Origin of the sequence: Streptomyces sp. NPDC093111 (genome assembly GCF_040683955.1) — a bacterium.
GTDB lineage: Bacteria > Actinomycetota > Actinomycetes > Streptomycetales > Streptomycetaceae > Streptomyces.
Window position 1 is genome coordinate 152,522 of the sequence record NZ_JBFBNW010000002.1, and the last position, 22,362, is coordinate 174,883.

Here is a 22,362-nt window from a genome sequence, read left to right on the forward strand (position 1 = left end):
GTGACAGGGCGGGAGGCCGGTATGCGCAACGGGTTGTTGCTGCGCGTCCTCGCGCCGCTCCTCTTCCTCCTCGCCCTCGCCGACCTGCTCCTCTCCGAGGGCTCCACCGGCGCCGGACTCTCCGCCGCCTTCGCCATGGCCGCGACCGCCTTCGTCTGTGCCCTGATCGGCGCCGGCGCGGTCCTGCCCGTGCCGCCCACCCGCGTCCGCACCGCCCTGCGCGAACGGGCCCTGCGCACCGCCTTCCTGCCCCAGCGCGACCCCGACGCCCCCGGGCGCCGCAGGCCCCGCGCACCCGGTCGTCCCGTCCCGACGGCCGCGTAGCGGGACCGGACCACCCCCCACCCCAGTTCTTCGGGTCCCCTTCGCGCGTTCCGTCCTGCCGAAAACGTCTCTCTCTTCCGGCACGACGAGACCCCTCGGAGGGCTCCCCATGTCCGTTTTCGCTTCCCTGGTCGACCACCTCGCCGACCTGCTCCAGCCGCTCTTCGGCCTGAGCGCCACCGCCGCCGCCATCGTCCTGTTCACGATGTGCGTACGCCTCGCCGTGCACCCGCTCTCGCGGGCCGCCGCCCGGGGGCAGAAGGCCCGCACCCGGCTCGCCCCGCGCCTCGCCGAGCTGCGCAAGAAGCACGCCAAGAACCCCGAGCGCCTACAGAAGGCGATCATGGAGCTGCACGCCGAGGAGAAGGTCTCGCCGTTCGCCGGCTGCCTGCCGAGCCTCCTCCAGGCGCCCGCCTTCTTCCTGATGTTCCACCTGTTCTCCAGCGGGAAGATGGCGGGCCACAGCCTCTTCGCCGCCCCGCTCGGCGACCACTACGCCGACGCCCTCGCGAACGGCGGCGTGTTCGGCCCGGCCGGCCTGGTCTACCTGGTGCTCTTCGCCATCGTCGCCACCGTCGCCACGTACAACTACCTGCGGGCCCGTCGCCAGCCGGCGCCCGTCCCGGCCGACCCCGGCCAGCCCGGCGCGGGCATGACGGCGGCCATGGGCCGCTACCTGCCGCTGCTCTCCTTCGCGACCCTGCTCTCGGTCGCCGCCGTGCCGCTGGCCGCCGCGCTCTACATCGTCACCAGCACCACCTGGGCCGCCGTCGAGCGGGCCTTCCTCTACCGGGACATGCCCGCCGCGGGCGCCCTGGTTACTCCCGCGTAAGGGTCCAGGGTGTGAACGGGGTCTTGCGGGGTGACCCGTTCCATTGGAGGATCGACCAATCCTCCGATGGCCGCACTCCATCGGCCGGGGTTCACGACGGCCCACCCCCCGGGCCACCTCGACCACAGGGAGAAGACCATGAAGCTGCTGCGTGTCGGCCCGGCAGGGGCCGAGCGGCCCGCCCTCCTCGACCAGAACGGGACGCTCCGCGACCTGTCCGCCCTGGTCGACGACGTCGACAGCGGTCTCCTCGGTGACGCCTCGGCGCTCGACCGGGTGCGGGCCGCGGCCGGCGCGGGCGTGCTGCCCGCGCTCGACGCGACGGGGCTGCGGATCGGCCCGCCGGTCGGCCGGATCGGCAAGGTCGTGTGCATCGGGCTGAACTACCACGGGCACGCGGCGGAGGTCGGCGCGGCGACTCCGGCGGAGCCGGTCGTCTTCCTCAAGGCCCCCGACACCGTCGTCGGCCCCGACGACACCGTCCTCGTGCCGCGCGGCTCGGTGAAGACCGACTGGGAGGTCGAGCTGGCCATCGTCATCGGCCGCACCGCCCGCTACCTGGAGACCGACGCGGAGGCCCTCTCCCACGTCGCCGGGTACGCGATCGCCCACGACGTCTCCGAGCGCGAGTTCCAGATCGAGCGCGGCGGCACCTGGGACAAGGGCAAGAACTGCGAGACCTTCAACCCGCTGGGCCCCTGGCTGGTCACCGCCGACGAGGTGCCGGACCCGCAGGCGCTCGGCCTGAGGCTGTGGGTCAACGGCGAGCTGAAGCAGGACGGCCACACCTCGGACCAGATCTTCCCGGTCGCCGAGGTGGTCCGGTACGTCAGCCGCTTCATGACCCTCTACCCCGGCGACATCATCAACACCGGCACCCCGGCGGGCGTCGCCATGGGCCGGCCCGAACCCAAGCCGTACCTGCGCGCCGGCGACGTCGTCGAGCTGGAGATCGACGGGCTGGGCCGCCAGCGCCAGGAGCTCAAGGGCGCCTGAGCGCGGGGCGGGGGTCCCGTCCCGACCCGCGGGTCGGTCCTGAGTCGTTCGGGCGACGACTCGGGTGCTCCTGCGCGTGGGGCGTCGCCTTCGGCCGCCGCATTCTGCATATTGGCCCATATGAGTGCACATGTGTCGAATCGTCGGATCCTGATGAGAGCGGCGGTGGCGGTGGCCGGCGCCGTCGCCCTCGTCGGCGGCCTCGCCACCGCGAGCCTCGCCGACCCGCTCCCGGGCGGGCTCGGCCCGTGCCTGCCGGGCAAGTGCCCCTCCCCGTACCCGGACATCAACAACGGGGCGATCGCCGGGCGCGACAACAACATCAACATCTTCGTCGGCGGCGACTTCCTCGTCCGCCAGGCGGCGGCCGAGGCCGAGGGCAAGGTGGTCGTCCTCGGCCGCTTCGACATGAACAAGCGCGCGGGCGTCTCGCAGATCTACAACGTCGGCGTCGCGGGCGTCGGTTCGCGCGTCCCCCCGGACGACGGCACCGACTTCCTCTCCACCGGGGGGAACATCACCATCGCCTCGGGCCAGCGCCTGCTCGCCGAGGAGGGGGCGGTGCGCGGCGTCGTCCGGTACGCGGGCACCCTCAGCGGTACGGTCTCCCCGACGTCGGTCCATGACACGGCCGCGGTCACCAAGTACACCCCCCTGCGCGAGAAGCTCACCGACGCGAGCCGCTGCTACGCGTACGTGGAGGGCAAGCACCGCAAGGCGACCGGGACCGCCGTCAACAGCGGCGGCGAGACCCTCTTCACCGGCGACGGGAAGTCGGCGCTCCAGATCTTCGACGTCGACTTCGACCTGGAGTCGACGAGCGGCGGATCCCAGGGCTTCCGCTTCACCGGCATCCCGGCCGGGGCGACGGTCCTCGTCAACCTCTACGGCGCGGACCGGACCATCGACACGTACAGCGGTGACGTCCCGGACTCCCTGCGGGACAAGCTGCTGTGGAACTTCCCCGACGCGACCAAGGCGACCTTCGAGGGCGGCGGACAGCTGGAGGGGAGCGTGCTCATCGCCCAGCCGTCGAGCATGGCGACGGTGACCCTGCCCGGCATGAACGGGCGGTTCTACACGAGCGGTTCGTTCACCCACACCTCGCTGACGAGCGGGGGCGGCGGGCAGGAGATGCACGCCTACCCGTTCGACGGCGACCTGCCGGACTGCGACGAGTACGGGCCGACCCCGACCCCGACCCCCACGCCGACCCCGACGCCGACCCCGACCCCTACGGAGTCGAACGGGACGGACGGCGGGTCCACTGACGGAGGTTCCACGAACGGCGGCTCGACCGACGGCGGATCGACGGACGGTGGGTCGACCGACGGAGGTTCCACGGACGGCGGCGCGACCGACGGCGGTGCGGACACCGGCGGAGCCACGGGCGGCGACACGGGCGGTCACACGGGCGGTCACGCCACCGGTGGGCACGGCACCAGCGGCACCAGCGGCACCACCGGCGGCGGTGAACTCCCCGACACCGGTGCCGGTTCCACCACCGGCAAGGTCGTCATGGGCGTGACCGCCGCCGGGCTCGCGCTCAGCGGCGGCGTGCTCGTCGCGGTCAGCCGGCGGCGGCGCCGTTCGACCGGTACGAGCTGAGCAAGCGCTCCAGGCCGAGGACGACCAGCGCGTGGTCCTCGGCCTGCGGCAGCCCCGAGACGGTGACCGCGCCGACGACGCCCGCGCCCTCGACCGCGAGCGGGAACGAGCCGCCGTGCGCGGCGAAGCGGTCCGGGTCGAGGCGCGAGGACTGTTCGAAGGTGGTCCCCTTCGCGCGGAACCTGGCGCCGACGAGCAAGGAGCTCACGCCGTACCGCTCCACCACCCGCCGCTTGCGCTCGATCCAGGCGTCGTTGTCGGCGCTCGATCCGGGCAGCGCGCAGTGGAACAGGCGCTGCGCGCCGCGCCGGATGTCGATCGCGACGGGCGCGCGCCGCTCCCGGGCCAGGCCGACCAGGATCGTGCCGAGCGTCCAGGCGTCCTCGTACGTGAAGTGGGGGAGGACCAGGGCGGTTTCCTGGGCCTCCAGCCCGGCGACGTCGTCGGGACGGGCCGTTCCAAGGGCTCCGGACGCCCCGGCCGTTCCGACGGCTCCGGCCGTTCCTGCCGCCCCTACCGTTCCCGCCGTTCCCGTCGTTCCCGTCGTCCAGGTACTCCCGGGCGTGGTCACAGCGTCACCGCCACGCCCTCGCGGGCGGAGCGCTTCGCCGCCTCCAGGACGGCGAGGGCGTCGGCCGCCTCGTACGCCGTGACCGGGTTCGGGCCGGTGCCGCGCAGGGCGGCGGCGACGGCCGCGTAGTAGGCGGGGTAGGCGCCCGGCAGGGTTTCGACGGGGGTGCCGCCGCCGGTCAGCGGCGACTCGCCCGAGCCGATCCGGCCCCACAGCCGCTCCGGTTCGACGCCCCAGGGGGCGCCGGGCTCCGGGCGCAGGCCCTCGCGCAGGGCGGCCTCCTGGGGGTCGAGCCCGTACTTCACGTAGCCGGCGCGCTGGCCGAGCACCCGGAAACGGGGCCCGAGCTGTGCGGTGGTGGCGCTCACCCAGAGGTGCGAGCGGACGCCGTCGGCGTGGGTGATCGCGAGGAAGGTGTCGTCGTCGGCCTCGGCGCCCGGGCGCCGCACGTCGGACTCGGCGTACACGCGGACGGCCGGCCCGAAGAGCACCAGGGCCTGGTCGACGACGTGGCTGCCGAGGTCGTAGAGCAGGCCGCCGATCTCCTCCGGGGCGCCGGACTCGCGCCAGCCGCCCTTGGGGCGCGGACGCCAGCGCTCGAACCGGGACTCGAAGCGCTGGACCTCGCCGAGTTCGCCCTCGGCGAGGAGGGTGCGGAGGGTCAGGAAGTCGTTGTCCCAGCGGCGGTTCTGGAACACGGAGAGCAGCAGTCCGCGCGCGTCGGCGAGGGCGGCGAGCTCGCGGGCCTCGGCGGCGGTACCGGCGAGCGGCTTGTCCACGACGACGGGCAGCCCGGCCTCCAGGGCGGCGGTGGCGACCGGGACGTGGGTCTTGTTGGGGGAGGCGACCACGACCAGGTCGAGCTCGTCCGCCCGCGCCCACAGCTCCTCGGGCGAGGCGGCGACCGTGACACCCGGGTGCTCGGCGCGGGCCTGCTCGGCGCGCTCCGGGTTGCCCGTGGTGACCGTGTCGAGGACGAGGTCGGGGGAGGCGGCGATCAGCGGGGCGTGGAAGACGGAGCCCGCGAGGCCGTAGCCGACGAGTCCGACGCGGAGGGGGGCGGAGGCGGTGCCAGTCATGCCCACCACTTTGGCAACGCTGTTGCCAAAGTGCAAGCAGGAGGGACAATGGGCAGGTGGCGAGGACGGAGAGGGGTACGGACGTGGGGACGGGGACGGGGACGGATGCCCGCAGGGGGCCGCGTGCGGGAGCCCGAACGGATCCCGCGGAGCCCGGTGCGGGTCCGCGTACGGGAGCCCGTACGGACTCCGGTGCGGGGGCGCGTACGGGGGCGGGCGGCGCGAACCTCCCCGCGCTGCGCAGCCACAACGCGGCGCTGGTCCTCGACCTGCTGCGGACGGCCGGGCGCGAGGGGATCAGCCGCCTGGAGCTGGCGGAACGGACGGGCCTGACCCCGCAGGCGGTCAGCAAGATCACCGCCCGGCTGCGGTCCGAGGGCCTGGCCGCCGACGCCGGACGCCGGGCGTCCACCGGCGGCAAACCGGCCACCGTCCTGCGGCTCGTGCCCGAGGCGGCCCACGCGATCGGCGTCCATCTCGACCGCGACGAGCTCACCACGGTCCTGCTCGACCTCGCCGGCGAACGCGTCGCCGAGCGCCGCGCCCCCCTGGACCTGGGCGCGGGCGCGGAACCGGTCCTGGCGGCGGTACGGGCGGAGGTGGCCGCGCTGCTGCCGGCCGGCGCGGGCGTGACCGCCGCCCGGCCGGGCGCCGGCGGCGAGGGCGGCTCGGTGGGCCGGGCCGGGGCTGGGGGCGAGCGTGGCTCGGCGGGCCGGGCTGGGACCGGGGTCGAGCGTGGCTCGGTGGGCCGGGCCGGCACCGGGGTCGAGCGTGGCTCCGGGGACCGGGCCGGGATCGGTGGCAAGGGCGGCTCCGGGGACCGAGCCGGCGCCGGGACCGAGGCCGGCTCGGCGGGCCGGGCCGGCGCCCCCGAGGGCACCGCATCGGCCCCCCGCGCCGGTGTCCTCGGCGTCGGAGTCGCCATGCCCGGGCCGCTGGACCACCGGGCCGGAACGCCCGGGCGGGTCACCGGCTTTCCGCAGTGGGACGGCTTCCCGCTGCGCGACGAGCTGGCGCGACGGCTCGGGCTGCCCGTCGTGCTCGACAAGGACACCAACGCGGCCGCCCTGGGCCTCGCCCTGCGCCCCGGCGCCCCCGGCTCCTTCGCGTACGTGCACCTCGGTACGGGTCTGGGCGCGGGCCTGGTCCTCGGCGGGGCGGTGCTGCGCGGGGGCAGGACCGGCGCGGGGGAGCTCGGGCACCAGACCGTCCAGCTCGACGGGCCGCCCTGCGACTGCGGCGGGCGCGGCTGTCTGGAGGTGCTGTGCCTGGCGGCCCTCGCGCGCGGCGACCTCGACGGCGCGGCCCGGGTGCTCGGTACCGGCGCGGCGAACCTGGTCCGGCTGCTGGACGTCGACCGCGTGCTGCTCGGCGGCCGAGCGGTCCTCGCGGCCCCGGAGATCTTCGCGCGCGGCACCCGCGAGGCCCTGACCGGCCTCGCCCTCCCGGCGGACGTGGCGGTGACGACCGCCCCGCACGCGGTGGCGGAGGGCGCGGCACAACTCGTCCTGGCGCCGGTCTTCGGCACCCAGCCCTCCGGCTTCGGGGTCGAGCCGCCGACGGTGGGGGCGTAGGGCGCGGGGCGATCGGCTAGGACGTCCGCCGGACGGAGGGGCAGCGCTCGACGAGGCCCCGCCCCACCGATCGACGGCCGGCCTTCGGCCGGGCCCCGGACGGCTCGGACCCATGCGCGGCGCACCGCTCACGCACACGCCGCGCAGGTTGCGACGCGACGGCCTGGTCACCCGGACCGCCTACGTGACACGGCAGGCACCAAGACGAGCATCTGATCCGACCGTCGGACAATGGGCTGATCGGGCGGGATCGGCGGGGCGTTCGAGGGGGCCGGTCGCGTCGGTCACGGCTTCGGCGGGGTGCGCGTGGCAGCGTCGCGGGCGACCCGTACGCCGCGAGCAGCAAAGGCACCCGCCCATGCGACTGCGCAACGCCCTGGCCCTCGCGACCCTCACCACGGCCGCCGCCGTCCCGGTCACCCACGCCCTGGCGCCCGTGCCCGTGGTGGCGGCGCCGCCCGAGTGCGGCGCGGAGGCCGCCCGGGACTTTCCCCTCGCGACCCGGATCCAGGACGCGCCCCCCACGTACACGGCCGGCGGGGACTTCCTCACCTGGAACCTCGACCTCACCAACACCACCACCGGCCCCTGCCGAGGCATCCACCCGGTGCTCGTCCTCACCGATCGCGAGCGGACCCTGCGGCCCGCCCAGATCCGGGCCGAGTTCTACGACGCCGGGGCGCGGCTGTGGCGCCCGGTGACGTTCGAGGGGACGGACCGCTCGGAGAGCGTGGGCGTCTTCGGCGGAACCGGGAACGCGCCGGACGCGCCGGACGCGACGGACACTCCGGATGCGGCGGGGACACCGGATACGACCGGCCCCGCCGCCCCGCCCCCCGCGTTCACCGGCTTCGTCGTCCCCGCGCGCCGTACCCTCACCGTCCCCGTACGGCTCGCCTTCCGGGCCGACACCGCTCCGGACGAGGTGGTCGTCAACGCCGCCGTCGTGCAGCGGCGGGGCGACGACGGCGACTGGGTCGGTGAGTCGGGCGACTATCCGCTGACCGTGCTTCCCGCGGATCCCGCAGATCCCGCGGATCCGGCGGACCCGGCGCGCCCGGCCGATCCGCCCGGCCGGTCCGCCACGGGGCGTCCCCCCGCCCCCGCCGACCCGGCGCGGCCCACCCCGCCCGGCACGCCCCCCGTCCCGGCCCGCCCCGAACTCGCCCGCACCGGGATCGAGTCCGGGATCGAGTCCGGGAACCGTGCGGCCCCCGGCTCGCCCCGGAGGTCCGGCGGCCACGCGGCCCCCGGCTCGCCCCATGAGTCCCGGCCGCACGCGATGTCCGTCTCGCGGCGCGAGTCCGCGCTCCGTACGGCGCCCGTCGCGGCGGCGCTGCTCGCGGCGGGCGTGGGACTGGTGCTGTTCGGGCGCCGTCGACGGCACGCCTAGGCCACCCCGCGTACACCGTCCCGTTCACTCGCATCTGCAACGATCACCAGGTGGAGAACCCGAACAGCCCCGATGACCCCGGCGCGCCCATCCGCTCCGGCATCCCCGAGCACGGCCGCATCCCCAAGTACTACGCCGTCAAGGCCAAAGTCGCCCTGCTCATCGCCGAGTTGGGCGAGGGTGGGCAGCTGCCCACCGAGCGGGACCTCGCCGTCCGGTACGAGGTGTCGCGCGAGACCGTCCGGCAGGCCCTGCGCGAGCTGCTCCTGGAGGGGCGGCTGCGCCGGCAGGGGCGCGGCACCGTGGTCGCCGGGCCCAAGCTGGAGCAGCCGCTCTCGCTGGCCAGCTACACCGAGGGCGTGCGCAGGCAGGGGCGGCGCCCGGGGCGTGCGCTGATCTCCCTGGAGCGCTTCCCGTGTCCGGAGGCGCTCGCCCCCGAGGTCGGGGTGGTGCGCGGCGAGCCCGTCTGGCACATGGAGCGGGTGCTGCTCGCCGACGACGAGCGGGTCGGCCTGGAGAGCACGTACGTCTCCGAGGCGCGCGCCCCCGACCTGGGTACGGAGTTCGATCCCGACTCCTCCTTCTACGCCTACCTCCACGACCGCCTCGGCATCTCCTTCGGGGACGCCGACGAGCGGATCGAGACCGTCCTGGCGACCCCGCGCGAGGCGCTGCTCGTCGGCACCCCGCCCGCGCTGCCGATGCTGTTGATCCACCGGGTCTCGCGGGACACGGCGGGTCTGCCCCTGGAGCGCGTGCGCACCCTCTACCGGGGCGACCGCTTCAGCTTCACGGCCCACCTGGGCCGCCAGGACTGAGCCCGCCCGGCCACCCGGACTGAGCCGGCCCGCCCGACCACCCCTCCCACTCAATGTCACGAACTAATAACGGGTCTAGTCCAAGTTTGGCGGCCCGTTCACCCTCCCGTCGCCCACCCGATCGGTCCGGGTCACCCGCCGCCGGGACCGTGAGCGGCATGAAGGTGATCGTCGTAGGAGCCGGCGTGGTGGGAACCATGCACGCCTGGCAGGCAGTCGAACGCGGCCATGAGGTCGTCCACATCGAGCGCGAGGCGGAGGCGCGTGGCGCCTCGCTCCGCAATTTCGGGCAGATATGGGTCAGTGGCCGGGCGGGCGGCGAGGAGCTCGACACCGCCCTGCGCGCCCGCGAACTCTGGGAGGGCGTCGGCGAACGGGTCCCCGGGCTCGGGTTCCGGGCGATCGGGTCCCTCACGCCCGTACGCAACGAGCTCGAACTCGGTGTCGCCGAGGCCGCCGTGGCCCGGCCCGACGCCGCCGCCCGCGGCTACAAGCTGCTAACCGCCGACGAGGCGCGGGCCGTGAACCCCGCCCTGCGCGGCGCGTTCCAGGCCGCCCTGTGGTGCGAGCGGGACGCCGCCGTCGAGCCCCGCACCGCCCAACTCGCCCTGCGCGAGGCCCTGCTGGCCACCGGGCGCTACACCTTCCTGCCGCACCGCGAGGTGCGGGAGGTCGTCGGCGAGAACGCGGTCCGCGACGACCACGGCGACACGCACACCGGCGACGTCGTCGTCCTGTGCACCGGCGCCTGGCTCTCCGGCCTGGTCCGCGAGGTCGCGGGCGAGGTCCCGGTCCGCCGGGTCCGGCTCCAGATGATGCAGACCGACCCGCTCGGCGAACCCCTCACCACCTCCGTCGCCGACGCCGACTCGTTCCGCTACTACCCGGCGTACGCCTCCCCGGAGCTCGACGCCCTCAACGCCGGCCAGGCGCAGGACCCGACCGCCGCCGCCCACAAGATGCAGCTGCTCATGGTGCAGCGCCTCGACGGCGGGCTGACCATCGGCGACACCCACGAGTACGAGCACCCCTTCGCCTTCGACACCCTCGAAGACCCCTACGAGCACCTGACCCGCGTCGTCGAGTCCTTCCTCGGCCGCCCGCTGCCGCGCGTCCGGCGCCGCTGGGCCGGCGTGTACGCGCAGTGCACCGACACCAGCCGCGTCGTCCACCGCCAGCGGGTGCGCGACGGCGTGTGGCTGGTGACCGGACCCGGCGGACGCGGCATGACCTGCTCGCCCGCCATCGCCGAGACCACCGCGAACGAACTGGGCTGGTAGCCACGATGACCGACACGACCGCACCTCAGCACCGCCTCGTCGTCCTCGACATGGCCGGCACCACCGTCGCCGACGGCGGCCTCGTCGAGCGGGCCTTCACGGCCGCCGCCGAACGCCTCGGCGAGGACCCCGCCACGATGATCGACTACGTCCGGGCCACCATGGGCGAGTCCAAGATCTCCGTCTTCCGCCACCTCTTCGGCGGCGACGAGCAGCGCGCCCGGCAGGCCAACCTCGCCTTCGAGGAGGCGTACGGAGAGCTCGTCGCCGACGGCCGGATCGCCCCCCTGCCCGGCGCCGCCGAGGCCGTCGCCGCCCTCCGCGAGCAGGGCAGGACCGTCGTCCTGACCACCGGTTTCGCCCGTGTCACGCAGGACGCCATCCTCGACGCCCTCGGCTGGCGCGAGCTCGTCTCCCTCACCCTCTGCCCCGCCGACGCGGGCGGCCGCGGCCGCCCCTACCCGGACATGGTGCTCGCCGCCTTCCTGCGCACCGGCGCCGTCGACGACGTCCGCCGGATCGTGGTCGCCGGCGACACCTCGTACGACATGCTCAGCGGCGTGCGCTCCGGCGCGGGGATCGTCGCGGGAGTGCTCACCGGGGCGCACGGCGAGGCCGCGCTCACGGAGCACGGCGCCACCCACGTCCTCGCCTCCGTCGCCGAACTCCCCGAGCTGCTGCGGGAGTACGAGGCATGACCAGCGGCATACGCTTCGACGGGGTCTCCGTGCGGTACGGCGACCACACCGTCCTCGACGAGCTCGACCTCACCGTCGAACCCGGCGAGGTGATGGCCCTGCTCGGGCCCTCCGGCTCCGGCAAGACCACCGCCCTGCGGGCCGTCGCGGGCTTCGTCCGGCCCGCCTCCGGGCGGGTGTTCATCGGCGACCGGGACGTCACCGCGCTGCCCCCGCACAAGCGCGGCATCGGCATGGTCGTCCAGCAGTACGCCCTCTTCCCACACCTGCGCGTCGAGGACAACGTGGCCTTCGGCCTGAAGGCGCGGAAGGCGCCCAAGGGCGAGATCCCCGGCCGGGTCGCCGAGGCCCTGGAGATGACCGGCATGGGGGCGTACGCCAAGCGCTACCCGCGCGAGCTCTCCGGCGGGCAGCAGCAGCGCGTCGCCATCGCCCGCGCCCTCGCCATCCGCCCCAACGTCCTCCTCCTCGACGAGCCGCTGTCCGCGCTCGACGCCCAGCTGCGCTCCGGCATGCTCGCCGAACTGGCCCGGCTGCACCGCGAGTTGCCGGACGTCTCCATCCTGTACGTCACCCACGACCAGGTCGAGGCGCTGACCCTCGCCGACCGGATCGCCGTCATGGACCGGGCCCGGCTGCGGGACTGCGGCACGCCGCAGGAGCTGTACCGGCGCCCTCGGACGGAGTTCACGGCCTCGTTCGTGGGGAACGCGAACCTGTTGCCGGTACGGGTCGGCACCGACGGGGTCGCCTTCGCCGGCGTCGACCTGCGGGTCCCGGTCTCCGACGCGGCCCCCGGCTCGGCCGCGACGCTCTGCGTCCGCCCCCACCTCGTCGGTCTCGGCGACGGTCCGAACGCGCTCCGGGGGCGGATCACCGAGGTCCAGTGGCGCGGTTCCACCCACCGGCTGTACGTCGACGTGGGCGGCGAACGGGTCAAGGCGGACGTGCGCGAGCTGCGCGAGACGCCGGCGCTCGGCACCGAGGTGACGCTGCACTTCGCCGCGGAGGACGCGGTGCTGCTGGCGGCGGGGGTGAACGATGGCTAGCCGGGGCGGGGGCGTCGTGGAGGAGCGGCGCGCGGCCGGCGTCGTGCCCACCGGTTCCGCCCCCGCGGAACGCATCCCCGCATCGGGTTCCGGACCGCGCGCCCCCCGCCGTACCCCACCCTCCTGGCTCTGGGCCGCACCCCCCGTCCTGGCCCTGGCCGTCGTCTTCCTCTACCCCCTCGCCCTCGTCGTCCGGGAGTCCCTGGCCCCCGGGGCGTACGCCCAGGTCTTCGCGTCCACGTCGTTCCAGGACGCGCTGGTCACCACCGTGTGGCTGGCCGTCGCCGCCACCGTGGGGTGTCTGGTCCTCGGGTTCGTGCTGGCGCTGGTCGTCGCGTTCGTGCCGTTCCCGGGCGGGCGGGCGGTGGCGCGGTTCATCGACGTGTTCCTGTCCTTCCCGTCCTTCCTGATCACCCTGGCCCTGCTGTTCCTCTACGGGACCGTCGGCATGGCGAACGGGGTGTGGACGGACGTCACCGGGGCCGCCACCGGGCCCTTCCACTTCCTGTTCACCCCGTGGGGCGTGCTGCTCGCCGAGATCACGTACTTCACGCCCTTCGTGATGCGCCCCCTGCTCGCCGCCTTCTCCCAACTGGACACCGCGCAGCTGGAGGTGGCCTCCTCGCTCGGGGCCCGGCCCCTGCGGATCGTGCGGCGGGTGATCCTGCCCGAGGCGCTTCCCGCGCTCGCCGCCGGCGGCAGCCTCGTCCTGGTGATGTGCCTCAACGAGTTCGGGATCGTGCTGTTCACCGGGGCCAAGGGCGTCACGACCCTCCCCATGCTGGTCTACGGCAAGGCCATCCTCGAATCCGACTACGCGGCGGCCTGCGTCGTCGCCGTCGTCAACGTGGCGATCTCCGTGGGTCTCTACGCCGTCTACCGGGTGGTGAGCCGTCGTGCTGGTGCATAGCCGAAGCGGGAGATGGGCGGTCTGGATCCTCTTCGCGGTCCTCTTCGTCCCGCTCTTCGCCCTGCCCCTCCTCGTCATCCTCGCGGCCTCCTTCTCCACCCACTGGTCCGGCGCCTTCCCCTCCGGGCCGACCACCGCGCACTACGACGCCGCCGTGCGCGGCGAGTCGCTGACGGCGCTCACCACCAGCCTGGTGACGGCCCTCGCGGCCAGTGCGTTCGCGCTGACCGCCGGCACCTGGGCCGCGCTCGCCGCCGCCGCGCTCCGCAAGCGCGGGCGCCGGATCGTCGACGCCCTGTTCGTGCTGCCGGTGGCCGTGCCGTCGGTGGTGGTCGGGCTCGCGGTCCTGGTCGCGTTCTCGCGGCCGCCGCTGCTCCTGAACGGCACGCGCTGGATCGTGATCCTCGCGCACACCGTTCTTGTCACGGCGTTCGCCTACCAGTCGGTTTCGGCTGCCATCCTGCGGCTCGACCCGATGTACGAGCAGGCGGCGGCCAGCCTCGGCGCCCGCCCCTCGTACGTGCTGCTCCGGGTCCGGCTGCCGCTCCTGCTGCCGTCGCTGACCGCGGCGGCGGGGCTCTGTTTCGCCCTCTCCATGGGCGAGCTGAGCGCCACGATGATGCTCTACCCGCCGGACTGGATGCCGCTCCCGGTGCTCATCTTCACGGCCACCGACCGCGGTTCGCTCTTCACGGGCTCCGCGCTCGCGGTGGTCCTCATGGCGGCGACCCTGCTGGTCCTGCTCGCCGTCTCCCGTATCCGCACCAAAGCCTCGTACCGCTAGGAGAGAACGACGTCATGCTTACCCCCTTCCCGTACGTCAAGCCGATCGCCGCCGTCACCGGCTGCCTGGCCCTCGCCGCCACCCTCACCGCCTGCGGCGGCTCGTCCGCCGCCGCCGACGAGAAGGTCGTCACCGTCTACAGCGCCGACGGCCTCAAGGGCGAGGCGGGCGACGGCTGGTACGACAAGGTCTTCAAGGACTTCGAGAAGCAGACCGGCATCAAGGTGAAGTACGTCGAGGGCGGCTCCGGCGAGATGGTGCAGCGCGCCGCCCGCGAGAAGAGCAACACCCAGGCCGACGTCCTCGTCACCCTCCCGCCCTTCATCCAGCAGGCCGACTCCAAGGGGCTGCTCGCGGCGTACGCGCCGAAGGGCTCCGACCAGGTCAGCGGCGCCGACAAGGCAGACGACGGCAAGTGGACCTCCGTCGTCAACAACTACTTCGGCTTCATCCGCAACAAGAAGCAGGCGAACCCCGCCCCGAAGACCTGGGAGGAGCTGCTGGACCCGAAGTTCAAGGACAAGGTCCAGTACTCGACCCCGGGCGTCGCGGGCGACGGCACCGCCGTGCTCATCAAGGCCCTGCACGACTTCGGCGGCCAGGAGCCCGCCATGGCGTACCTGAAGAAGCTGCAGGCCAACAACGTCGGCCCGTCCTCCTCCACCTCCAAGCTGGCGCCGAAGGTCGACAAGGGCGAGATCCTGGTCGCCAACGGCGACGTCCAGATGAACTTCGCCCAGGCCAGGACCATGCCGAACCTCGACATCTGGTTCCCCGCCAAGGCCGGCGGCAAGCCGACCACCTTCGCCCTGCCGTACGCCGCCGGCCTGGTCGCCAAGGGCCCGCACAGCGAGAACGGCAAGAAGCTGCTCGACTTCATGCTCGGCGAGCAGGCCCAGCGCGAGGTCAGCGCCATCGGCGGCGGCTTCCCGGCCCGCACCGACGTCAAGCCCACCGACGCCAACGCCATCGAACTGGCCAAGCTGATGAACGGCGTCGAGGTCTTCGAGCCGGACTGGGCCGACATCGACAAGAACCTCACCGCGTACGTGGACGCGTGGAAGACCGCCACGGGCAGCTGAGAGTTCACCGCACGTCTCTTCCGTCCCGTAGAAGTATCGCGGAAAGATAACGGGTACGGACCAAAGCCAGATCGCGCAACGCCCCTGAGGAATCAGGGGCGTTGGTGTGCCGCCAGTCACCCCCGACCATGGAGGACTCCCGACATGCCGATCACCGGCATCTCCCGCCCGTCCCGCCGCGCCGTGCTCGCCGCCGCCGGTGCCACCGCCGCCGTCGCCGCCACGGGCCTCGCCCTCGCCCCCGCCGCCCAGGCCGCGACCTCGGCCGCCCCCACGCTCCCGAACGGCACCAGCAAGGACAAGGTGCTGTTCGTCGGCATGGACGGCCTGCGGCACGACCGCATCGACGCCGCCAAGGCCCCGAACCTCAAGTCCCTGATGGCGAACGGCACCTACGGCCGTTCCCTGCTCTACGCCAACCCGATGGCCGCGACCTCCTCCGGCCCCGGCTGGTCGACCATCTCCACCGGCGTGTGGCCCGACAAGCACGGCGTGAAGGACAACACCTTCACCGGCCGCGACTACGGCGCCTACCCCGGCTTCCTCGCCCGGCTGCACCAGGTCCGCCCCGAGCTCTCGCTCTTCGCCGCCGTCGACTGGCCCGAGCTCGACACCTACGGCACGGTCACCCCCGGCGCCGACGCCAAGGTCGTGTACGACAACGACTACGCCGTCAACGACCTCGTGATCACCGACATCACCGAGGACGTGCTGCGCAACCAGAACCCCGACGTGCTCTTCGTCTACTTCGGCGAGACCGACGAGATCGGGCACAACCACGGCGCCGCCAGCCCCAGGTACACCGACGCCATCGACGTCCAGGACGCCTACCTCGGGCGCCTCCTCACCGCGATCCGGGCCCGCCCGTCGTACGCCACCGAACGCTGGACCGTCATCGTCGCCACCGACCACGGCCACACCGACGCCGGCGGCCACGGCGGCTCCAGCATCGAGGAGCGGCGCACCTTCGTCCTCGCCCAGGGCCCCGGCATCGCGGCCGGCGCCCGCCCCGTCGACACCCGGCTCGTCGACGTCGCCGCCACCGTCTTCCGTCAGCTCGGCATCGTCCCCGACCCCTCCTGGGGCCTCGACGGCAAGCCGGTCCAGGACCGCTCCGCCGACCCCTTCGACACCCTCTACCCGTCCCTCACCGGCCGCGTCGACGAGACCGGCATCCCCGCCGGCGTCCTCGGCTTCACCCGCACCGCGCCCAGCGGCTGGTCCGTCGTCAACAACGCCATGGGCACCGGCGGCGTCACCGAGTGGCGCGGCTGGTCCTTCGCCACCGACGAGTTCTGGTCCCGCTCCCAGCGTGACCAGTCCCGCGAGCTCAACGTGCGGGCCCGGGGCGTCTTCGCGGTCGCCGACTCCGACGAGTGGGCCGACAAGTCCTTCTCGGGGACGTACGACTCGACCCTGGTCACCCCGGCGTACCCGGTCTCCGGCGCGAGCCGGGCGACCCTGGACTTCACGACCCTCTACCGGCAGGAGGGCGCGCAGACCGCCCAGATCCTGGCCTCGTTCAACGGCGGCACGCCGACCGTCGTGAAGAGCTACACGGCGGACGTGATCTCGCAGCCCCAGTCGGTCACGGTCGCCGTGCCCGCCGGCGCGAGCAGCGTGAGCTTCCGCTTCCGCTACACCGGGTCCAACAACTGGTACTGGGTGATCGACGGGGTCAGGGTGACCACTTCCTGACCTAGGCTGGGGGCGTCGCCACAGCGCTGTCGCGTCGCCCCCAGTACACCGGAAAGTCTTGTACGGCAGGAGTACCGCACCCATGGCAGAACGCAAGCCGATCGAGTCCTGGCTCACCGACATGGACGGCGTCCTCATCCACGAGGGCGTGCCCATCCCCGGCGCCGACGCGTTCATCACGAAGCTGCGGGACACCGGCAAGCCCTTCCTGGTGCTCACCAACAACTCGATCTACACCGCCCGCGACCTGCACGCCCGCCTGGCCCGGATGGGCCTGGAGGTCCCGGTCGAGAACATCTGGACCTCGGCGCTCGCCACCGCGAAGTTCCTCGACGACCAGCGCCCCGGCGGCACCGCGTACGTCATCGGCGAGGCCGGCCTGACCACGGCGCTGCACGACATCGGCTACGTGCTCACCGACCACGACCCGGACTACGTGGTCCTCGGCGAGACCCGTACGTACTCCTTCGAGGCGATGACGAAGGCGGTCCGGCTGATCAACGCCGGCGCCCGCTTCATCTGCACCAACCCGGACGAGACCGGACCGTCCCTGGAGGGCCCGCTGCCCGCCACCGGCTCGGTCGCCGCGCTGATCACCAAGGCGACGGGCAAGGAGCCGTACTTCGCGGGCAAGCCGAACCCGCTGATGATGCGCACCGGCCTGAACGCCATCGGCGCCCACTCCGAGTCCAGCGCGATGATCGGCGACCGGATGGACACCGACATCCTGGCCGGTCTGGAGGCGGGCATGCAGACCTTCCTGGTGCTGACCGGTCTGACCACGCAGGCGGAGATCGACCGCTTCCCGTTCCGCCCGTCCAAGGTCGTCAAGTCGATCGCGGACCTCGTCGAGCGCATCTGACCGCCCGGTCCCGCGTCCCCCTGTCCGCCCCCTGCGGATGCGGAACGGCCCGAACCGGGTGACCCTGCCAGTATCAGGAGGTCACCATGCGTTCAGGTCCCATCGCTCTCCGTGCCGCAGGGGCGGCTCTGGTTCTGGTGCTCGCGCCCACGGCGGGCACCGCTCTGGCCCACGACGGGGTCAAGGCCACCGTCACCCCCTCCAGCGCGCGCCCCGGAGCCGACGTCGACATCCGCGTCACCGGCTGCAAGGGCACCACCGGCGCCGCCAGGTCCCAGGCGTTCGTCGCGGAGGCGGAGCTCACCGGCCGGGACGGCGGGAAGAACCCGCTGTTCGGCGACACCACCCTCAAGACGCGTCTCGACGAGGGCACGTACCAGGTCAGCGTGACCTGCGACGGCCACGAGCACCGCGACGTCGGCACCGTGCGGGTCAAGCCGCACGAGCAGCCGACCCACGAGCCGACCCGCGAGCCCACCCACCACCCGTCCCCGATCGCCCCGGTCCGGGCCGGCGGCGGTGGCGCGGCCGTCTTCGCCGCCCCCGCGGCACCCGGCGTGGCGCAGACCGTCACCGAGGAGGGCCTGGGGACCCCGTACACCCTCCTGGGCCTCGGCCTGGCCGCCGTCGCCGCCGTGTCCGTCGCCTTCCGCAGCGCCCGCCGCCGCGGCGCGGGCGCGGGCCCGGGCGCGGACTGACCGCGTGTCGTCCGGGCGGGCGCTGACCGGGGCGGCCTGGGCGCTGCTGCTGTGCGGCCTGTGGCTCTGGGGCCGGGACGCCGCCGACGGGCCCGCCGTCCCGGCGCCCGCCACCGGCGACATCGCCGCCGTCGGGCGCCCCCTCGGGCTGCCGCTGCCCCCGGCGCACACCCCGATGGAGCCCGCCGAGCCGCGCCGGGTCGAGATCCCCTCGGTCGGGATCACCGCCCCCGTCGTGGCCCGCGGGCTCGACGCCGCGGGGGCGATCGACCCGCCGCCGTTCGAGATGCCGCACACGGTCGGCTGGTACGGGGCGGGCACCCGGCCCGGCGCCTCGGGCGCCGCGCTCCTCGTCGGCCACGTCGACACCGAGACCCGCCCCGCCGTCTTCTACGGCCTGAGCGCCGCCCGCCCCGGCGCCGTCGTCGACGTGACCCGTTCGGACGGCAGCGTCGCGGAATTCACCGTCGAGGACGTCCAGGTCCTCGACCGGGAGGGCTTCGACCCCCGAAAGGCGTACGGGCAGCGCCGGGCGGACCGGGCCGAGCTGCGCCTGATCACCTGCGGCGGGACCTTCGACCGGGAGGCGGGCGCGTACACCGCGAACGTCGTCGTCTCGGCGTACCTGACGGCGGTACGGGACGCCCGTGGGTGACGCCGACCGGGCACCGGCCGGCGGACCAGGTCCCGCCGGCCGCCGGCCGGACCGGTCCTCGACCGCGGGCTCACGGGCCGCGGGAGGAGCCCGGCGCCACCGCGGGAGGTCGGAGGTCCGCTCACTGTAGGGGCCCGTCCGCCCGGAGCCCAGAGTCCGCACGGCCCGCACATACGACTGAGGCCCTTCACCATGCGGTGAAGGGCCTCAGTCTTCGCGTGCGCCGCCAGGGACTCGAACCCCGGACCCGCTGATTAAGAGTCAGCTGCTCTAACCAACTGAGCTAGCGGCGCCTGCTGACATCGAGAACTCTACAGGACCGCTGACCCTGCTCCTGACCACGAACGACCCCCGACCGGCCTGTCGGATGGTCGTATTCAGCCGTCGATCCGTCAAAATGCGATTTGTCCAGACAGTTGAGAAACTGGCGCCCGTGCAAGAGCGCCAAAAGATCTTGACGAGTGTGGAGGGGAACGCATGAGTGTGCCGGTCTTCGAAGAAATCGAACCCGCGTCGGACTGCGGCTGCGCGGGCTGCGCCCGGCAGCGGCGGGATCTCGCCCTGGGGCTCCCGGTACGGGCGGGCGGCCACCCGGCCGCGCACGGCGCCCGCCGCGCGCTGGTCCTGGTGACGGCGGCGGGGGTGGTCCTGGGCGGAGCGGGCACGGGCGTGGCGGACGCGATGACGGAGTCCTCCGACGCGTCCGGCGCCGGGACCGTGGCGGCGGACCCGGCCGTCCTCGACCGCGCGGCGGGCCCCGGCCCCGAGACCCCGCAGGGCGGCGCCGGGCCGCTGCACGGCGCCCCCGGCCCCGGCTCGGCGCCGTCCCCGGACGCGACCCCGACGACCAGTCAGATCTCCACCACCACCCTGCGGAAGACCACCAGGGCCGACATCATCAACCGCGCCAAGACCTGGGTGACGGCCCAGGTCCCGTACTCGATGGAGCGGTACTGGAGCGACGGCTACCGCCAGGACTGCTCCGGCTACATCTCCATGGCCTGGAACCTGCGCAGCAACGAGTGGACCGGCAGCCTCGACCGCTTCGCCGACCGCATCGACCGCACGGAACTCCAGCCCGGCGACATCCTCCTCTTCCACAATCCCGCCGACCCGACGCGCGGCTCGCACGTGACGATCTTCGGCGGGTGGACGGACTACACCCACACCTCCTACATCGCGTACGAGCAGACCAAGCCGCGCACCCGCAAGCAGGCCACCCCCCTCGCGTACTGGGAGAACTCCGACCGCTACCTCGCCTATCGCTACAAGGGTGTGGTCAGCGGCGGCAGCGGGAACGCCGGCTCCGGCGCCACGGCCACGCCCTACCCCGGCTCCGCCAGCTTCGGCCCGGGCGCGAACAACGCGTACGTCACGCAGCTCGGCAAGCTGCTCGTCGAGCGCGGCGGCAAGAAGTACTACGCCCAGGGCCCCGGCCCCCGCTGGGGCGAGGCCGACCGCCGGGCGACCCAGGCCTTCCAGCAGGCCCAGGGCTGGAAGGGCGGCGCGGCGGACGGCCTGCCGGGCCCGCAGACCTGGACGCTGCTCGTGTCCGGACTCGGCAAGGACATCGGCGGTTCGAGTGGTTCGGGCGGGTCGAGCGCAACTGCGAGCGGGTTCCCCGGGCGTGGCTACTTCCGTCCAGGCCAATCCAACGCATATGTGGAGAAGCTGGGCAAACAACTGATGAAGCGGGGCTACGGCAAGCACTACGCGTCGGGCCCCGGTCCGCGGTGGACGGAAGCCGACCGTCGCAATGTCGAGGCCTTCCAGAAGGCCCAGGGCTGGCGCGGCGGCGCGGCCGACGGCTACCCGGGCCCGGAGACCTGGCGGCGCTTGTTCCGATGACCCCGAGAGCATGAGGTGGACCGAATGACGGCATCGACCCCGACCCCCCCGGACTCCGGCCCGGCCGCCACCCGAGACGCGGCCCGCACGGCCCGCCGCCTCACCGACGGCCGCCTACGCCCCACGGGCCCGCCAGAAGCAGACGCCCCGCCGCCCGGCGAAGCCCCGACCGACCGAGCCACGGCCGGGCGGCCCGATGCCGGGCGGGTCAGCCTCGCCGCGGGCGCCGGACCGGTGCCGGGGGAGGGGGCCCGGCCGGGGCGCCCGGCGACGACGGAGACGGCGAGTACGGGGCCGGTCCGGGAGGGGCAGGTGGCGGGCGCGGCGACCGAGGCGGCGGGTGTCGCCCCGGTCCGGGAGGGTCAGTCGACGGGCGCGGGCACGGGCCCGGTGGCCGGGGACGGGGCTCGGTCTGCGGGCTCGGTGGGCGAGGTGGCGAGCCCTTCCTCCGGGCGGGACGGCCGGCCTGCGGGTGCGGGATCGGTGTTGGACGACCGGGTCGGGACGGCGGCCTCGTTTGTCGAGGGGGCTGGTGCCGCCCAGGTTCGGGACGGGGCCCGGTCTGCGGGCTCGGTTGTCGAGGCGGCGGGCCTTTCCTCCGGGCGGGACGGTCGGCCTGCGGGTGCGGGACCGGTGGTGGAGGACGGTTCCAGGCCGGCGGCCTCGTTTGTCGAGGGGGCCGGTGCCGCCCGGGTTCGGGACGGTTGGCCTGCGGGCCCGGTGCTGGAGGACCGGGCCGGGACGGCGGGCCCGGTGGTCGAGGCGGCGGGCGTCGCTCAGGTTCGGGACGCTCAGCCCGTGGGTGTGAGGCCGGTGGCACGCGATGAGGTGTCGAGGACGGGTGAGGAGCGGCAGGCCAGTCCCCTCGCCGAGCCGAAGCCCGTCCGGCTGGAGCGGGAGGCCGGCGGGCCCGGCCTCCCGCGCTCGGTGACCCCGGCTGTGGGTACCCCCGGGGGTGCCGCCTCCACGGCCGGTGCGGGCACGCCCGCCACGGCGGCCGGGGTCGCCGCTCCCGCGCCCGCGCAGTCGGCCGCCGGACCGGCGGCCCCGGGCCTCACCCGCCCGACGTCTCCGTCGGAGCCCCGGCCCGCCGCATCGAGCGCACCGGGTGCTCCGGGTGGCCCGGGCGGACCGGGCGTACCGGCCGCACCGGCCGCACCGGCCGCACCGGCCGCACCGGGCGTACCGGCCGCACCGGGCGTACCGGCCGCACCGGGCGTACCGGCCACCCCGGCCGCACCGGGTCTCACGCGCTCCACCGCTCCGGCGGCGTCCGCGCCCTACGGCTCCGGTTCGACGCAGTCGGTCAGGCAGGACCAGAGCGCCGGGACCGCCCGGGGGGCAGGGGTGCCCGCAACCCCGTCGACCCCGTCCGGCGCGGCGGGCACCCGCGGAAGCCTGCCCAGCATCGGACTCTCGGCGGCCCAGCCCGCCGCTCCGGCAAGCGCGGGTGCGCCACAGTCGGCACCGGCGGTGCCTGTCGCGGCAGCAGCGCCCCCGGCGGTCCGGCACGTTGAGGCGCCCTCGGCGGCGGAGCCCGCCGCTCTCGCGTCTGCCCGCTCGCCGCAGGCGCCGTCCGGGCCCGGCGCCGGGGCTTCGGCGG

At 74.2% G+C, this 22,362-nt stretch carries 20 protein-coding genes and 1 tRNA gene; 18 read left to right on the plus strand and 3 right to left on the minus strand.

Features of this window, described 5'->3' with window-relative positions; translation table 11 throughout:
* Positions 1-21: 21 nt before the first annotated feature.
* From AB0Q96_RS03195 to AB0Q96_RS03210, 4 genes are all read left to right on the plus strand, one after another.
* Positions 22-324, plus strand: coding sequence for a DUF6412 domain-containing protein (locus AB0Q96_RS03195; RefSeq protein WP_365321300.1), 303 nt, complete (start codon positions 22-24; stop codon positions 322-324).
* A 109-nt stretch (positions 325-433) separates the two neighbouring features.
* Positions 434-1,156: a membrane protein insertase YidC gene (gene yidC, locus AB0Q96_RS03200; RefSeq protein WP_365321301.1), complete on the plus strand. Its 723-nt coding sequence runs from the start codon at positions 434-436 to the stop codon at positions 1,154-1,156.
* Positions 1,157-1,294: 138 nt separating this feature from the next.
* Positions 1,295-2,152, plus strand: coding sequence for a fumarylacetoacetate hydrolase family protein (locus AB0Q96_RS03205; protein WP_365321302.1), 858 nt, complete (start codon positions 1,295-1,297; stop codon positions 2,150-2,152).
* Positions 2,153-2,272: 120 nt separating this feature from the next.
* Positions 2,273-3,760 carry a choice-of-anchor A family protein gene (locus tag AB0Q96_RS03210; RefSeq protein ID WP_365321303.1) on the plus strand — a complete coding sequence of 496 codons (1,488 nt, stop codon included), beginning with the start codon at positions 2,273-2,275 and terminating at the stop codon, positions 3,758-3,760.
* Here AB0Q96_RS03210 and AB0Q96_RS03215 read toward each other — a convergent pair.
* Both AB0Q96_RS03215 and AB0Q96_RS03220 read right to left on the minus strand, forming a co-directional pair.
* Positions 3,723-4,190, minus strand: coding sequence for a heme-degrading domain-containing protein (locus AB0Q96_RS03215; protein WP_365321664.1), 468 nt, complete (start codon positions 4,188-4,190; stop codon positions 3,723-3,725). The two genes, AB0Q96_RS03210 and AB0Q96_RS03215, sit on opposite strands and share 38 nt — an antisense overlap.
* Before the next feature lie 137 nt (positions 4,191-4,327).
* Complete coding sequence (locus tag AB0Q96_RS03220) at positions 4,328-5,410, minus strand: Gfo/Idh/MocA family oxidoreductase (RefSeq protein WP_365321304.1); 1,083 nt, start codon at positions 5,408-5,410, stop codon at positions 4,328-4,330.
* Between the two features lie 236 nt (positions 5,411-5,646).
* Here AB0Q96_RS03220 and AB0Q96_RS03225 point away from each other — a divergent pair, with 236 nt between their 5' ends.
* The 13 genes from AB0Q96_RS03225 (at position 5,647) to AB0Q96_RS03285 (ending at position 18,911) form a co-directional block, all read left to right on the plus strand.
* Positions 5,647-6,984 (plus strand): ROK family transcriptional regulator, encoded by a 1,338-nt coding sequence (locus tag AB0Q96_RS03225; protein WP_365321666.1) that lies wholly within the window; start codon positions 5,647-5,649, stop codon positions 6,982-6,984.
* A gap of 358 nt (positions 6,985-7,342) precedes the next feature.
* Positions 7,343-8,377 carry a hypothetical protein gene (locus AB0Q96_RS03230; protein WP_365321305.1) on the plus strand — a complete coding sequence of 345 codons (1,035 nt, stop codon included), beginning with the start codon at positions 7,343-7,345 and terminating at the stop codon, positions 8,375-8,377.
* Positions 8,378-8,427: 50 nt separating this feature from the next.
* The gene (locus tag AB0Q96_RS03235; protein ID WP_365321306.1) at positions 8,428-9,195 is read left to right on the plus strand and encodes a GntR family transcriptional regulator; all 768 of its coding nucleotides are present in this window, start codon (positions 8,428-8,430) and stop codon (positions 9,193-9,195) included.
* Between the two features lie 158 nt (positions 9,196-9,353).
* On the plus strand, positions 9,354-10,475 hold the full coding sequence (locus tag AB0Q96_RS03240; protein ID WP_365321307.1) for a TIGR03364 family FAD-dependent oxidoreductase: 1,122 nt from the start codon (positions 9,354-9,356) through the stop codon (positions 10,473-10,475).
* A gap of 5 nt (positions 10,476-10,480) precedes the next feature.
* Positions 10,481-11,173, plus strand: a complete 693-nt coding sequence (locus AB0Q96_RS03245) for a phosphonatase-like hydrolase (RefSeq protein WP_365321308.1) — start codon at positions 10,481-10,483, stop codon at positions 11,171-11,173.
* Positions 11,170-12,222 carry an ABC transporter ATP-binding protein gene (locus AB0Q96_RS03250; protein WP_365321309.1) on the plus strand — a complete coding sequence of 351 codons (1,053 nt, stop codon included), beginning with the start codon at positions 11,170-11,172 and terminating at the stop codon, positions 12,220-12,222. Before AB0Q96_RS03245 ends, AB0Q96_RS03250 begins: the two co-directional genes overlap by 4 nt.
* On the plus strand, positions 12,215-13,132 hold the full coding sequence (locus AB0Q96_RS03255) for a 2-aminoethylphosphonate ABC transporter permease subunit (protein WP_365321310.1): 918 nt from the start codon (positions 12,215-12,217) through the stop codon (positions 13,130-13,132). Before AB0Q96_RS03250 ends, AB0Q96_RS03255 begins: the two co-directional genes overlap by 8 nt.
* A complete protein-coding gene (locus tag AB0Q96_RS03260; protein WP_365321311.1) occupies positions 13,119-13,916 on the plus strand; it encodes an ABC transporter permease subunit in 798 nt (265 codons plus the stop codon). Before AB0Q96_RS03255 ends, AB0Q96_RS03260 begins: the two co-directional genes overlap by 14 nt.
* Positions 13,917-13,930: 14 nt before the next feature.
* Positions 13,931-14,998 carry a 2-aminoethylphosphonate ABC transporter substrate-binding protein gene (locus AB0Q96_RS03265; protein WP_365321312.1) on the plus strand — a complete coding sequence of 356 codons (1,068 nt, stop codon included), beginning with the start codon at positions 13,931-13,933 and terminating at the stop codon, positions 14,996-14,998.
* Positions 14,999-15,142: 144 nt separating this feature from the next.
* A complete protein-coding gene (locus AB0Q96_RS03270; RefSeq protein WP_365321313.1) occupies positions 15,143-16,696 on the plus strand; it encodes an alkaline phosphatase family protein in 1,554 nt (517 codons plus the stop codon).
* A gap of 82 nt (positions 16,697-16,778) precedes the next feature.
* Positions 16,779-17,558, plus strand: a complete 780-nt coding sequence (locus tag AB0Q96_RS03275; protein ID WP_329420844.1) for an HAD-IIA family hydrolase — start codon at positions 16,779-16,781, stop codon at positions 17,556-17,558.
* Between the two features lie 86 nt (positions 17,559-17,644).
* Positions 17,645-18,256: a hypothetical protein gene (locus AB0Q96_RS03280; RefSeq protein WP_365321314.1), complete on the plus strand. Its 612-nt coding sequence runs from the start codon at positions 17,645-17,647 to the stop codon at positions 18,254-18,256.
* A 4-nt stretch (positions 18,257-18,260) separates the two neighbouring features.
* A complete protein-coding gene (locus AB0Q96_RS03285; protein WP_365321315.1) occupies positions 18,261-18,911 on the plus strand; it encodes a class F sortase in 651 nt (216 codons plus the stop codon).
* Between the two features lie 219 nt (positions 18,912-19,130).
* Here the strand turns inward: AB0Q96_RS03285 and AB0Q96_RS03290 are convergent.
* Positions 19,131-19,204, minus strand: a tRNA-Lys gene (locus AB0Q96_RS03290).
* A gap of 184 nt (positions 19,205-19,388) precedes the next feature.
* Here AB0Q96_RS03290 and AB0Q96_RS03295 point away from each other — a divergent pair.
* Positions 19,389-20,759 carry a peptidoglycan-binding protein gene (locus AB0Q96_RS03295; protein ID WP_365321316.1) on the plus strand — a complete coding sequence of 457 codons (1,371 nt, stop codon included), beginning with the start codon at positions 19,389-19,391 and terminating at the stop codon, positions 20,757-20,759.
* Positions 20,760-22,362: the final 1,603 nt, after the last annotated feature.